The organism is Pseudovibrio ascidiaceicola (assembly GCF_900114245.1).
Lineage (GTDB): Bacteria > Pseudomonadota > Alphaproteobacteria > Rhizobiales > Stappiaceae > Pseudovibrio > Pseudovibrio ascidiaceicola.
In genome coordinates this window covers 207522-221323 of sequence record NZ_FOSK01000006.1, presented here as the reverse complement: position 1 = coordinate 221323, position 13802 = coordinate 207522, and the positions used below count along the sequence as shown (strand labels likewise).

Genomic DNA, 13802 nt, shown 5'->3' with positions numbered 1-13802 from the left:
TCAAAACCAGAAGGGCTTGTAAAAGCGCGACAGCTGCTATCTTTTATGCCTATGCCAAATCAGGATAACACCTCAAACCAGATCAGCGGCTTGCTAGACCAGCAACGCAGCCTCAAACACTTCAATCTGGACTGGCTCACTCCAGCTGAGCCATTACAGGAAGCCATCGAGTTCTATTGGCTGATCACATGGGACCTGCGAGGCAAGCCTCCATATAAGCAAGCAAACCTGCCCCACCCATCCCAACACATTGTCATCGACACATTGCAGACGACAGGCGTGTTTGGCATTAACACAGGCGTTTTCCATTACACCTTGCAACAGAGAGGCCGCGTATTTGGGGTAAAGTTTCGCCCGGGAGCCTTTGCAGATTTCTTCCGATACAGCCCATCCTTGCTCCTCAATACTCACGAAAATATTGAACCATTCCTCAGTATTTCCGAGCAGCAACTGGTAGCTAAGCTAAAATCGGCTGATGATCCAACAGCATTCGCGATCCAGATGGACTCCCTTCTGATTTCACATAAACATCCCTCAACTTCTAAGGCGAAGGATGCCGGTGCACTCGTAGACCTCATCGCGACAACAGACGAAATTAGCAATCTGAAAGATCTTTCCGGGATCTCAGGTTTCCAGCCAAGAACAATCCAACGCCTCTTCCAAAGCTACGTCGGCGTTAATCCCAAATGGGTGATCGAACGCTACCGCATGCTAGCCGCGGTTAATGCGATCAACAACGGACAAGACCTCAACCTAACAGACTTGGCCCACTCCCTCGGCTACTTCGACCAATCCCATTTCAACAACGCCTTCAAGAAACTAACAGGCCACACACCAAGTCATTACCTACCAGCGTCTCAGCCTTCCTAAACACGTTCCCCAGCGATCATATCAAGCGCTCGTGCGATAGTTGATGCGTGCGTTTTGATGCCTTTGTAGTCCAACTGCTCATCAGTTAACTCAAGCAACTGCGTCTTTAGGCCTTGGGCTAGTTGATCACCATCCGGATGCTCTAACAGGCCATGAACGGGATCATGATGAACCCTGATAGTGAAGAGGATATCTCCACTGTTAGGCAGACGTCGCAATGTCTGCTTCTCAACGCGCACATAAAGCTGCTCAAATGCCTGATCAGCCTCACAAAGAACTTCCCCGCGCAAACCTGAAATCGGATGATGAAGCTCAGCGTCCGTATACAGAGACCAGTTCAGTCGCCAAACGGGCTTATCTGCTTCCAACCTTTCAAAAATCCGCTGAACCATGTGTCCCATGCGATGTCCATTGAAATCCGGTACCCCTTCATGGATTGCACTCATTGAGCCGCCGAACTTTTCCGCTAGAGACCAACTGGAAGGAAAACACAGGCTTGCAGCAACAAGTCTATACCCATCATCGCCTTTACGCATCAGCACCAGATCTTCCTGAACGACACGGGAGATAGCTAGTAGTGGCGGTTCAGCACAAAACGATAGCTCAACACGCTTCCCTGCATTCTTCACGCTAAGAGAATTGTCCGAGTGACGCTCATAAATACTGGGAAATTGATCAAGCAGATGGACAGCAAGAAGATCTGCTACTTCGCGCTGAGCTGCTTCAGTATCCGCTTCTGCCGCAAACACAAACCTCTTAGGATCTGCAATCAGTCGCTCTTTTTCATCAAGATGGGCAGTTAAAAACTCATCGGGCTCAATCCACTCTCTCAAATCAAGAGGCTCAAGCCCAACGGTAAACGGTCTCTTAGAGCCATCATAAGGTGTATGTGCAAATCGCGACATAAAACGCCCTCCCCATCCAAAACATGCACCGGAAGGAGGGCGTTCTTCAACCTATACGGATTACCCGAGCTCTTTCATGAAATGAGCAAACGAAATAATGCCTTCTGGCCACGGCCCTTGACCGCTCTCAGAATTGATATGGCCACTTTCACCAGCATCCTGCAAACGTGCATTCCAGAGCTTGGCAAGCTGCTCCGCACGCTCGAAGGTGCAATAAGGATCATTGCGGCTCGCCACAACCTTGGCATGGAACGGCAGCGGGGAAGTTGGAAACGGACCAAAGCTATGCAATTCCGACGGAACACATGAGGTATCATCCACATCTGCAGGCGCAACCAGATAAGCACCCTTCACCCAATTCTTGATACGAGGTGCAGCGTGAATCACTGCAACAACACCAGCAGAGTGCGCAACAAGCACCACCGGACGCGTGGCTTCTTCGACCGCCTTCACAACGGCATTCACCCATTCCTCAAGGTCTGGCTTGCTCCAACTGCTCTGCTCAACACGCCGACCAGTGGAGAATTTTGTTTCCCAACGGCTTTGCCAGTGGTTTGCGTCGGAGCCATGTAGGCCGGGGACAATGAGAATGTCCGCCTCAGAAATCTTCATAAGGTTCCTCAATACGTGGTCGTGCTAAAAAGTCTGGCAGCTTAATAGGACGAAAATACCCAGTTTTCAAAGCGCCAGCCCAATCTCCACGCTGATTACGCGCAGCTTTTCTACTGGCATGATCCCAATCGTAGTTCACCATTCGCTCTTCAAAGGACCACCGTGTCCCAACCCGGGTCACAATCATGTACCGCGCATGAGGACTTCCAACTTCCATCGTATGTGCATGAGGCTTGTCATCATCATAGGCTGGCAGCCCAACACTGCCTGCATTCATCACGATTTGTCCGGTTGTCTCTAACCAGATGACCCGAGGGATGTGGGAGTGCCCACAAACGACCAGCGGTGACGAGACATCGCCAATATGCTCTAACACATACTCCGGTGATGCAATTCTGGTGTGATCCCCACAAAGCTCTTCAGTGAGATAAACATGATCAGCTGATGGCGTGCCATGGCACAGAAACACATTCTCTACATGTTCCATTTGCGTTGGCAGTTGCTTCAACCATGCCTTGGATTCATCAGAAAGGAGAGAATAAGCATGTGCATCGCTAGGACCCATCTTGGATTGGACATGGTCCACCAAATGCCGGTCATGATTGCCACGCACAGTAAGCCAGTTTTCTGCGATAAGGTACTGAGCCGTTTCTTCTGGCCACAGCGGTCCGGAAACACAATCACCCAGATTAAATACCAGATCCGGTGACTTCCGCTTTATGTCGCGATGAACAGCTTCCAGAGCAGGCAGGTTACCGTGAATGTCCGAGATAACCGCAATTCTCATAGCAATGACTCCTGATCGACATCAGCCCTATTAAAACTAAGAAGGACCATGTTGTCAGCGAGGTTCACCCAGCAGTGTCAAAACATTGCCAAACGGATCATGAAAATGTGCAAGAACTCCGCCCCACACCTGCTTTTCAGGCGGGCTGGTAAAGGCAACGCCTTTCTCACAAAGGCGCTCATAAGTATCGACGATATCATCGACCTGAAGTGACGCACCGAGAAAGCGACCAATGTATTCTTGGTCTTCCTCGTTATGCGCTTGCTCAATAATGAGCTCTGCGTTGTCGAGCTTGGCACCAAACGCGCCAAGCTCTGGCATTTCCCAGCTAAGAGGAAGACCGAGCGTTTCGGCATAAAACTCCCTGGCCTTTTCGATATCACTCACGAAAATCCGTAGACCATAAAGCTTCATCTTCCCCTCCACTGCTGTGTACGGGTTGCTTAGGCTTCGCCAAACACCCGCTTAAAGATCACATCTACATTCTTGGTGTGGTAGCCAAGGTCAAAGCGCTCACGAATTTGCTCTTCAGAAAGATGTTTGCGAACATCTTCATCCGCCAGCAGTTCAGTCAGGAAGTCCACCTTCGCATCACCAGAAACCTGGTAGCTGTCCCAAACCTTCATCGCATTACGCTGAACAAGGCGGTAGCTATCTTCGCGAGATGCACCAGCCTGCGTCAGTGCCAGCAAAATACGCTGAGAGTGCACCAGACCACCAAGGCGATCCATGTTACCCATCATACGCTCTGGGTAAACCACTAGATTTTCCATCACGTTGGTCAAACGAGCCAGCGCAAAGTCCAGTGTTACAGTCGCATCAGGACCGATCATACGCTCAACGGAAGAGTGCGAGATATCGCGCTCATGCCACAGTGCAACGTTCTCCATAGCAGGCAATGCATAAGAACGAACCATACGAGCAAGACCGGTCAGGTTCTCAGTCAGCACAGGGTTCCGCTTATGCGGCATCGCAGAAGAGCCCTTCTGGCCTTTTGAGAAGAACTCCTCAGCTTCCAGAACTTCCGTGCGCTGCAGATGGCGTACTTCTGTAGAAAGACGTTCGATAGAGGATGCAATCACACCCAAAACCGCGAAGAACATGGCATGACGGTCACGCGGAATAACCTGAGTGGAAACAGGCTCAGCACCCAACCCCAGCTTCTCAGCAACATGCTCTTCAACACGCGGGTCGATGTTTGCAAAGGTACCAACAGCACCGGAGATCGCACAGGTTGCGATCTCTTCGCGAGCCAGCTCAAGACGCTTCTTACAGCGATCAAACTCAGCATAAGCCTGAGCCATTTTTAGACCAAAGGTCACTGGCTCAGCATGAATGCCGTGGGAACGACCGATGGTCACTGTGTCTTTGTGCTCGTAAGCACGGCGCTTCAAAGCAGCCAGCAGCTTGTCCATATCGGCCAGCAGAAGGTCTGCTGCACGAACCAGCTGAACGTTGAAACAGGTGTCCAAAACGTCAGAAGAGGTCATGCCCTGGTGCACAAAGCGTGCTTCCGGACCAACGATTTCAGCAAGATGTGTCAGGAACGCAATCACATCGTGCTTGGTTTCACGCTCGATCTCATCAATCCGCGCAATGTCGAAGGTAGCTGGACCACCCTTCTCCCAGATCTTCTCAGCAGATTCTTTTGGGATCACACCCAGCTCTGCCAGAGCATTACAGGCATGAGCTTCAATCTCAAACCAGATGCGAAATTTCGTTTCAGGAGACCAAATAGCGACCATGTCAGGACGCGAATAGCGCGGGATCATGCCAGTCCTCGTATGCGTTACAATTCTGTCGCAGGATGTAGCAGGACAGGCTCTCTAGAACAATGCCAGAAAGCTCTGGTAATGCCGAAAAAACGCGTTTTTTAGAGAATTCAACGTTGCTATGCGTACTATGAATATTTCTTCATCACCCGAAAAAAGAACCTGCAATTTTCAGTCAACTTGTCTGCAACCAAACACAATCAAATCCAAGCCGGAAATCCCCCTTGGCAGTATCTGTTGCATCGTGGTTCATGACCAACTTGAGCTCTGCAAAACTTCCCTTATGCTGAGCATCTAAGACGTTTCAAAGTGGTTCTTGAGGGGGAAGTCACATGCAATTGGGTGCATTTTCAATCAGCCTGACGGTTAAGGACATCAAAGCATCAATCTCGTTCTATCAAAAGCTCGGCTTCGCATGCGATCCTGGTTGTGATGGCACAGATGGCTGGGCGATCATGAAGAATGGCGAGACTATCATCGGGTTGTTTCAGGGAATGTTTGAAAAGAACATGCTCACCTTCAATCCAGGATGGGATCAGGAAGCACAAGCCCTTGATGAGTTTATCGATGTGAGAGAGCTCCAAAAGCGCTTGAAAGCTGATGGCATTGAAGTTCACGGACAAGAAGCAGACGAGACCACATCAGGTCCGGCAAGCTTCACTGTGATTGATCCGGATGGAAACCCTATTCTGATAGACCAACACCGCTAGTGGGCAAAGGACCAGCAGTAAACAAGAGAGCCAGCAAAGCCATATTATAACTCCGACAAACGTTGAGCTTCAGTAAGCTACTCAGTTCCCTCTACACTCCTCTCAGTAATCCAGTGAGGTTTGTGAGTGACTGTGCCTTCAAGTGAATTAGCCAATACCAAAGCCTGTTACCTAGAGTTCAACACCCCGAACAGGCAAACGCATTTCATTGAAAGTACATTCTACCTCCACGACGATGGAACGCTCTCAGCCCAAAGCAAAGGCAACTTCGCCTCTCCCTATGCTTCGTTACGGTTCGAGCATCACGCAGACCATTCAGACACCCCATTCAAGCCGAAATACACACCTCCTAAACTGACAGCTTCACTTAAGAAACATCCGGTCATCGGCACCATATGGGGGATGAGGTTTAAGCACTTGCCACCCAAAACCATTCAGCATCCATCATACCGTATGCAAGAGCAAATCGTAGCCGCTCTCCAGCAACATACTCTGGCTCGGTTAAGTATCGAGGGCGTCCATCAAACCCTTATCGAAATATGCGACCTCTTGATCTCGTCCGTACCCGATAACAGTTTGCCACAATATGCTGATGATCGGCCTGACAAGAGGTCAGAAAGGACAGCGCGCCGACATTTCAAGGCGCATATGGGTCTATCCCCCAAGCCGTTCGCGGGGCTCAATCGGTTTCACGAGGCTCTCTCTGATATCACCAGAACCAACACCTCACTCACTGATATCGCCTACGATCACGAGTTTGCTGATCAGGCTCATTTCAGTCGGGACTTCCGCGAAAAGACGGGCCATACACCAGCACAGTTCCGACAAATCTGGCGCAAGACTGAAACTGTCCGTTTCCTTCAAGACTACGAGAGCCACCCCGCACTAAGACTTGGCATAGTTGCCACCTAACAGATTCAGATAGACATTTTCGGAGATAATATGAGTGAGTTTACGCCTCGATTTGCAGGTTATGAGAAGAAAGTACGAGACAGCTTTGCCCGTCAGCCAGCCATGGCCTCATTGGGTATTGAAATCGCCAGAGTAGAACCCGGCATCGTCGAGCTGACCATGCCGTACAACAAGGATTTTACCCAGCAACACGGCTTCCTCCACGCTGGTATCGTCACCACAGCCCTCGACAGCGCAGCCGGCTACGCAGCTTTCTCTCTGATGGACGAAGACGCTGCTGTACTTACTATCGAACTCAAAACCAATCTCATGAACCCAGCTACCGGAGACCATTTCATCTTCAGAGCAAAAGTAGAAAAACCAGGCCGCACAATCACCTTCGTCAACGCCACCGCCTACGCAATTAAGGACGGCAGTGAAAAGAAAGTCGCCACCCTATCAGGCACCATGATGTCCGTCCGCGGCAGGGAAGATATTCAGCAGTGAGCATAAACAAACCCGCAGCAAACTATACATGGGTCACCAAAGTCGATAACATGCAATCTGATACGTTCTTCGAAAGGACTAAACATGTCAGGTAAGGCGCAGCACGTTGTTCCGAGCGGTAGTGGCTGGAGTGTGCGAAGAGCAGGTGCGTCAAAGGCCAGCCGAACATTTAAAACGCAAGATGAAGCAATTGCTGATGCCCGTAAGAAAGCCCAGAGGCAAAAAACAGAGCTGTATATACATGGGCGCGATGGCCGAATTCGTGAGCGAAGTTCCTATGGAGAGGATCCCTTCCCTCCGAAAGGATAAATTTTGTTTGAAAAGTCCGTTTTTATTAATTGTCCATTTGATGCCGAATATGCACCACTTTTAGAGGCAGCACTTTTTACAATCGTTTACCTCGATTTTCAGCCGCGTTTAGCAACAGAAAGTCTTGAGGCTGGAGAAAATCGATTAGACAAAATCATTGAGCTCATACAAGCTTGCAAATACTCAATGCACGACCTGTCGCTATGTCGAGCACAAGAAGCAGGTGAAGCTTTTCGAATGAATATGCCATTTGAGTTGGGAATAGACTTAGGTATTCGGCGAAGTGCAGCCAACCGGTTTTCTCAAAAGCGATTTCTCATTTTTGAAAAAAATGCATTCGACTTGAAACCGACTCTATCCGATTTAGGAGGACAAGATGTGCTCCATCATAAGGGTAATTTCGAAGAGGTTATCAGACACACCCGCAATTTTCTTCACATAGAAACACAAGTCCATGCTCCTGGAGATGCAAAACTGATTTCAGAGTATTCCACGTTTCAAGGCTGGATGTATGAGAAGAAAATCTATGAAGGTCACTCAGAGCGTAATATTAAAGAACTCCCAACAACTGAACGCCTAAATGAAATGCTAATTTGGAACCAGTTGGGCCGTCCCCCAATTTTTGAACCCATAGTAGAAAATAAGTGACGGCGAGAGCAAACGCCCCCGCCTCTTAAAAACATCAAACCCAGTTTAGCTTACGCCTTATCCATCTCTTCCAGCTCATCAATGAACCGCTCAATCACAGCCAAGCCTTTCTGCCAGAAGGCTGGGTCCGTTGCGTCCAGACCGAATGGAGCCAGCAGCTCGCTATGGTGTTTGGTACCGCCCGCTTTCAGCAGGTCGAAATACTTCTGCTGGAAGCCATCCTCAGCTTCTTCGTAAACCGCATAAAGCGAGTTCACGAGGCAATCACCGAAGGCATAGGCGTAAACATAGAACGGCGAATGGATGAAGTGCGGAATGTAGGTCCAGAAGTTCTCATAGCCGCCTTCCAGGTCAATCGCCTCACCGAGGCTTTCTTCCTGAACGCCCATCCAGATTGCCGAAATCTGCTCAGCAGTCAGCTCTCCTTCCTTACGCAGCTCATGCACCTGACGCTCGAAAGTATAAAAGGCGATCTGACGCACAACAGTGTTCAGCATGTCTTCCACTTTGGCAGCCAGCATGATCTGACGCTTTTCAGGCGTCTCTGCCTTCGCGAGCAGATCCTTGAAGGTCAGCATCTCACCAAACACAGAGGCGGTTTCAGCCAAGGTCAGCGGTGTCGGTGCCATCAGCGCGCCGTTTGGTGCAGCAAGAACCTGATGCACGCCATGACCAAGCTCATGCGCCAGCGTCATCACATCCCGAATTTTGCCTTGATAGTTGATCAACACAAACGGATGGGCACTTGGCACAGTTGGGTGAGAGAAAGCACCCGGTGACTTACCTGGGCGAGCAGCAGCATCAATCCAATTCTTATCGAAGAACTGCTCTGCAATTTCGGAAAGTTCCGGCGAGAATTTCGCATAAGCATCCAAAACGGTGCCTTTTGCTTCATTCCACGGAATATCGCGCGTATCAGCTTGTGGTAGCGGCGCATTACGATCCCAGAAATTCATCTTCTCAACGCCAAGCCACTTGGCTTTCATCGCATAATAACGGTGCGACAAACGCGGATAAGCAGCACGGACCGCATCAACCAGCGCATCAACAACCTCGCGTTCAACACGGTTGGCAAGGTGACGGCTGTCAGCAATATCATCAAAGTTATGCCAGCGGTCGTAAGTATCTTTATCTTTCGCCAGTGTGTTCATGATCAGCGTAAAGATGCTCAGATTTTTACCGAAGGTTTTCGCAAGCGATTCAGCAGCCTTCTTGCGCATGTCCCCATCAGGTCCTTGCAGCAAGTTCAATGTCTGCTCAATGGAAAGCTCTTCACCATCAATCTCATAACGAGAACCAGAGATTGTCTCATCAAACAACCTGTTCCACGCTGCAGCGCCGGTCACGTGCTTCTCATGAAACAGCTGTTCAATTTCCTCACTGCGTTCATGCGGGCGTTCTTTGCGCAGGTCTTCCAGCCAAGGGCGATAATACGCCAGCTTTTCGGAGTTCAGCGCCTTTTCCAGAACCTCATCTTCAATCTTGTTCATCTCAAGTGACAAGAACAGCATGTGAAGGCTCGCAGTCGTCAGCTTTTCCTGCACATCACCATAAAACTTCTGACGAGCTGGATCTGTTGTGATGCTGGTGTAAGCCAGACCGGCAAAAGAGCCGATACGCCCCATCAGATCTTCAAGTTCCTCATAACGACGCACGATTTCGGCGAGCTCATCGCCAGAACGTGCTGCAATTTCAGCAAGCTTGCCTTTGCAGTCTGCTTCAAACTGCTCTGCCAGTTCTTTCGCTCGCGCCATATCCTGATCAATCGCGGGATCATCAATAGAGCTGTAAAAAACTGAAAGGTCCCACTCCGGCAGTTCACCAAGGGCAGAGCCTGCCGTGGCTGCATCAGCGCTTTGATAGGTGATGGAAAATGGAGTGACGTGCTTGAGTGTCATATGAGCGTCCGATTATGGGATGGCATTGCGCCAGAAAAGAAACCTGAGGTCTGCAAAACAAGTTCTGCAGTACACTGTTTTAATATGCGTCCAATCCTTACACATGCAATGGCGTCTTTTAACAAGATCCCCAAAATGAAGTGGGCAATTTGTTTACCAAATTAGGTGCAGGATGACCTGAATTGGCACACTATGCATTACTGCCCAATCGATTTGAAGGGATTTCCCATGGCACAGCGCATTTTGATCGTAGATGACGATCCGGTCCAACGACGCTTGCTGGAAGAAGCCGTAAAGCGTTTCGGGTACCGTTCCAAAAGCTGTGTCGATGGTCGCGAAGCGCTGGAAATCCTTACAGGAACTGCCCAAACAGAAATCGATCTGGTCATCCTTGATCTGATGATGCCAGAAGTAGACGGCTTTCAGGTCCTGAAAGAAACACGCGCCGCCAAAAATGCAGTACCTGTCATTGTTCAGACGGCTAATGGCAGCATCGAAACTGTTATCGAAGCAATGCGCGCTGGTGCACAGGATTTCGTTGTAAAGCCAAGCCGCCCTGAGCGCTTGCAGGTGTCCATCACCAACCTTCTCAAAGTTGCTACGCTGGAAGGTGAACTCACCCGCATCCGCAAGCACACAGAAGGCACCCTCACCTTCGATAATATCGTCACACGTTCCGAGCCGATGGATCGTGTCCTGCGATTGGGCGAAAGAGCTGCCTCCTCCAACATTCCGATCCTCATAGAAGGCGAGTCTGGAGTTGGTAAAGAACTGATCGCGCGCGCTATTCAAGGCTCCAGCGAGCGCCGGTCCAAGCCATTTGTCACCGTAAACTGTGGCGCTATTCCAGACCATCTGGTGGAATCTATTCTCTTTGGTCACGAGAAAGGTGCATTCACCGGCGCTGTCGATAAACACATGGGCAAGTTTCAGGAAGCCAGCGGCGGCACTCTCTTCTTAGACGAAGTCGGCGAGCTCCCACTGGAAGTACAGGTAAAACTCCTGCGCGCTCTGCAAGAGGGTGAAGTCGACCCAGTTGGTGCACGCAAGCCGATAAAAGTAGATTTCCGCCTGATCTCGGCAACCAACCGTCGTCTGATCGATCAGGTGAAAGAAGGTAAGTTCCGGGAAGATCTGTACTATCGCCTCAACGTCTTCCCAATCTGGATCCCACCCCTACGAGATCGTAGTGAGGATATTCCTGAGCTTACTCGCCATTTCCTAGCGCGTTTTGCTGCAGAAGAAAGCAAACCTCAAGTCACGGGCATCACTTCTAACACGGTCAATATGCTTAAGAGTTATGACTGGCCTGGCAACATTCGCCAACTTGAAAACGCAGTATTCCGCGCCGTTGTCCTGTGCGATGGTCCAAGCCTGACATGCGATGACTTCCCGCAAATAGCTCAAGCGACTGATACGCCAATGAGTTACGCGGCAGCACCGCCTGCCGGAAACAAAGAACCGCAAGCTGACGTCTATTCTTCATCCCTAAGTGTAGCGAGTAAATGGGAGGAACAGCAGGACGAACGATTTCTTCAGGTCGAAGCCGTTTCAGCCTTCGACGCGGAGCAACCTCCCTTTGGATACATGCGTTCACTCGATGGCGAAGGCCACGTGCGTACGCTCATCAGTGTTGAAGAGGAAATGATCCGGACAGCGATCTCCCATTACGGAGGCCGTATGACCGAGGTTGCTAAGCGTTTGGGCATCGGGCGCTCAACGCTTTATCGCAAGCTGAAGGAATACGGTCTGGAAGAAACTCCGGAAAGCAAAACTGCGCACTAAAGCCCAGTTTGCTGGATGGTTAGAAGCTAATGGGTAAGTCTCACGCAAGCCACAGGCGCGCGTGCATCTCAAGAAATCGATAAAGCATAGCGACTAACAAAAAACCGTGGGTTTAAGTTCATATCACTGATCCTTGAATTTAAAACATCACGCTGTCGTGCTATCTCAAAACGCATTAGTGTATATGCGTAATAAATATAAGTTTGGGCAAAACAACACTCTTAATTCTTAAGGCATTTTTCTTGTGCCTATAAAGATCAAAGAGTTATCAGGTGGGTAGTCATAAATGTTTGGTAGAACGAGCACATCAGCATTGCTCGCAGGGGCAGTTATTGCGCTTTCGTCAACTATGTATTCTGCGCAAGCCGCAATTCCTGACAATTTTGACGAGCAGCTCGAGCAAGTAAACCTCGCTCAGTCGAATCCTGTTGCGCAGGAAATTCAGCAGGCACTTAGCAAAAAGCACCGCCGCCAGAACTTCCATGCAAAACGCGAAGCAGCAGCCGCAAAACTGTTCTACGAAAACAGAAGCTTCCAGCCCGCCTGGATCCTGAAAGGCAAGCTCTCCGCCAGCGCATTGTCCGTTATGGAAACGTTGCAATCAGCCGAAAAAGAAGGCCTGCACGCCGCCGACTACCCGGTGCCAGCAGCAGGCTTCAATGCAGATGGCAAAGCAACCCCAGAGCAAATTGCAGCAGCAGAGCTTGAGCTGACCCATTCTATCCTCAAGTACGCAGAGGATGCCCAGGCAGGTCGCGTCAGCCCCTATGCAATTTCAGAGGACATTACCCTTCGCCCAGAAAGGCCAGACCCGATTGAAGCGCTGACATCCATAGCGCACTCGGTTGCTCCAGCCAAAACTCTAGCGGCTTTCAATCCTCCGCATGCAGAATACAAAGCGCTGAAGAAGCAGCTTGCTGAACTAAGAGAACATACTGAAAATGGCAGCCTCGAAGAGCAGGTTGTCATTCCAGCCGGCAAAGTCCTGAAAGTTGGAGTAAAAAGCTCCCGCGTTGCCGTTCTTCGCGAGCGCCTGAGTGTTCCAGCAGTTGAATCTCAGATGAACGTCTACACGCAGGATCTGGCTTATGCAGTTGAGGCATTTCAGGCTGCAAACGGCCTGCATCCAGATGGCGCAGTTGGCCCGCGCACATTGCTTGCCCTCAATGGGCGCGTTAGCGGTGACCCAATCAATGACGTGATTGCAAACATGGAACGCTGGCGCTGGATGCCGCGAGAGCTGGGCGAAACCCATCTGCGCGTAAATATTCCAGAGTTCATGGTTCGTTTGAACATGGATGGCTTTGTTCTTTATGAAACCCGCGTCGTTGTTGGCAAACGCTCCAACAAGACACCGGTTTTTTCAGACAAGATGCAGCATGTAATCGTGAATCCATACTGGAACGTCCCATATTCCATCGCATCAAAGGAGCTTTTGCCGGAACTGCGCGCAAGCAACCCACAAAGCTACCTGCAAAAGGGCAACTACGAGATCGTGTACGGCGGCAAGATCGTTGATCCTCGCCGTGTGAACTGGGATGCTGTGACCTTCAAGCAGATCCGCATTCGTCAGCGTCCGGGCCGCGGCAATGCACTCGGCAAAATCAAGTTCATGTTCCCGAACAAACACAACGTGTACTTGCACGACACGCCGTCTAAATCGCTATTCAATCGGTCTGAGCGCGCCTTTTCACACGGCTGCGTCCGCGTGCAAAACCCGTTTGAATTTGCCGATGCATTGATGGCCACGCAAAACACGATGACGGGTAATTACATCCGCTCACTTGTCGGCAAGAAGCAGACCCAAGTGAATCTGCAGAGGGATATCCCGGTGCATATCTCTTACTTCACCGCATTTGTGGATGAAGCTGGAAAGCTGCAAAGACGTCCGGATATTTACGGACATAATCAAGCAACGATCGACGCTCTGAATCTTTAAAATCGTCACTATCCACATGTATCCACAATAACATGACGACTTATGCGTGCGGATTCGCGCGCATTTGTCGCATGTAAATAGCGGAATCTGGCAAAAAACTTGGATTGTTGCCGTGAAGTCACTAGTTCGCGTTAATTGTAACTAAAGTAAAGGCTCATTAACCTTGTCC

General features: G+C 50.0%; 14 protein-coding genes. 8 read left to right on the top strand and 6 right to left on the bottom strand.

The features are described from left to right. The first annotated feature begins 45 nt into the window (after positions 1–45). The gene (locus tag BM231_RS13260; RefSeq protein WP_093520065.1) at positions 46–870 is read left to right on the top strand and encodes a helix-turn-helix domain-containing protein; all 825 of its coding nucleotides are present in this window, start codon (positions 46–48) and stop codon (positions 868–870) included. Here BM231_RS13260 and BM231_RS13255 read toward each other — a convergent pair. From BM231_RS13255 to purB, 5 genes are read right to left on the bottom strand one after another with little or no spacing between them, the layout of a single operon-like run. Further along, a complete protein-coding gene (locus tag BM231_RS13255; protein ID WP_093520063.1) occupies positions 867–1775 on the bottom strand; it encodes a heme-dependent oxidative N-demethylase family protein in 909 nt (302 codons plus the stop codon). The genes BM231_RS13260 and BM231_RS13255 overlap by 4 nt on opposite strands. A 60-nt stretch (positions 1776–1835) precedes the next feature. Next, a complete protein-coding gene (locus BM231_RS13250; protein WP_093520062.1) occupies positions 1836–2387 on the bottom strand; it encodes an RBBP9/YdeN family alpha/beta hydrolase in 552 nt (183 codons plus the stop codon). Beyond that, entirely contained in the window at positions 2374–3174 is an 801-nt protein-coding gene (locus BM231_RS13245) for a metallophosphoesterase family protein (protein WP_093520060.1), read from the bottom strand. The genes BM231_RS13250 and BM231_RS13245 overlap by 14 nt, the downstream gene beginning before the upstream one ends. Positions 3175–3228: 54 nt before the next feature. Then, complete coding sequence (locus BM231_RS13240; protein WP_093520058.1) at positions 3229–3588, bottom strand: VOC family protein; 360 nt, start codon at positions 3586–3588, stop codon at positions 3229–3231. Between the two features lie 29 nt (positions 3589–3617). Next, a complete protein-coding gene (purB, locus tag BM231_RS13235) occupies positions 3618–4946 on the bottom strand; it encodes an adenylosuccinate lyase (protein WP_093520055.1) in 1329 nt (442 codons plus the stop codon). Between the two features lie 332 nt (positions 4947–5278). On the opposite strand from purB, the gene BM231_RS13230 reads away from it, so the two are divergent. The 5 genes from BM231_RS13230 to BM231_RS13210 all read left to right on the top strand — a co-directional run bounded on the left by BM231_RS13230 (position 5279) and on the right by BM231_RS13210 (position 8011). Further along, complete coding sequence (locus tag BM231_RS13230; RefSeq protein WP_093520053.1) at positions 5279–5656, top strand: VOC family protein; 378 nt, start codon at positions 5279–5281, stop codon at positions 5654–5656. Between the two features lie 126 nt (positions 5657–5782). Further along, positions 5783–6568 carry a helix-turn-helix domain-containing protein gene (locus tag BM231_RS13225; protein WP_093520051.1) on the top strand — a complete coding sequence of 262 codons (786 nt, stop codon included), beginning with the start codon at positions 5783–5785 and terminating at the stop codon, positions 6566–6568. A 30-nt stretch (positions 6569–6598) separates the two neighbouring features. Further along, positions 6599–7054: a PaaI family thioesterase gene (locus BM231_RS13220; protein WP_093520049.1), complete on the top strand. Its 456-nt coding sequence runs from the start codon at positions 6599–6601 to the stop codon at positions 7052–7054. A gap of 84 nt (positions 7055–7138) precedes the next feature. Further along, positions 7139–7363 (top strand): DUF2188 domain-containing protein, encoded by a 225-nt coding sequence (locus BM231_RS13215; RefSeq protein WP_093520047.1) that lies wholly within the window; start codon positions 7139–7141, stop codon positions 7361–7363. A gap of 3 nt (positions 7364–7366) precedes the next feature. Further along, a complete protein-coding gene (locus tag BM231_RS13210; RefSeq protein WP_093520046.1) occupies positions 7367–8011 on the top strand; it encodes a hypothetical protein in 645 nt (214 codons plus the stop codon). Between the two features lie 50 nt (positions 8012–8061). On the opposite strand, the gene BM231_RS13205 is transcribed toward BM231_RS13210, so the two are convergent. Further along, entirely contained in the window at positions 8062–9909 is a 1848-nt protein-coding gene (locus BM231_RS13205; RefSeq protein ID WP_093520045.1) for a M3 family oligoendopeptidase, read from the bottom strand. Between the two features lie 228 nt (positions 9910–10137). Here BM231_RS13205 and BM231_RS13200 point away from each other — a divergent pair, with 228 nt between their 5' ends. Together BM231_RS13200 and BM231_RS13195 are read left to right on the top strand one after the other, a co-directional pair. Then, on the top strand, positions 10138–11694 hold the full coding sequence (locus tag BM231_RS13200) for a sigma-54-dependent transcriptional regulator (protein WP_093520042.1): 1557 nt from the start codon (positions 10138–10140) through the stop codon (positions 11692–11694). 286 nt (positions 11695–11980) lie between these two features. Next, complete coding sequence (locus BM231_RS13195; protein ID WP_208860337.1) at positions 11981–13633, top strand: L,D-transpeptidase family protein; 1653 nt, start codon at positions 11981–11983, stop codon at positions 13631–13633. Positions 13634–13802: the final 169 nt, after the last annotated feature.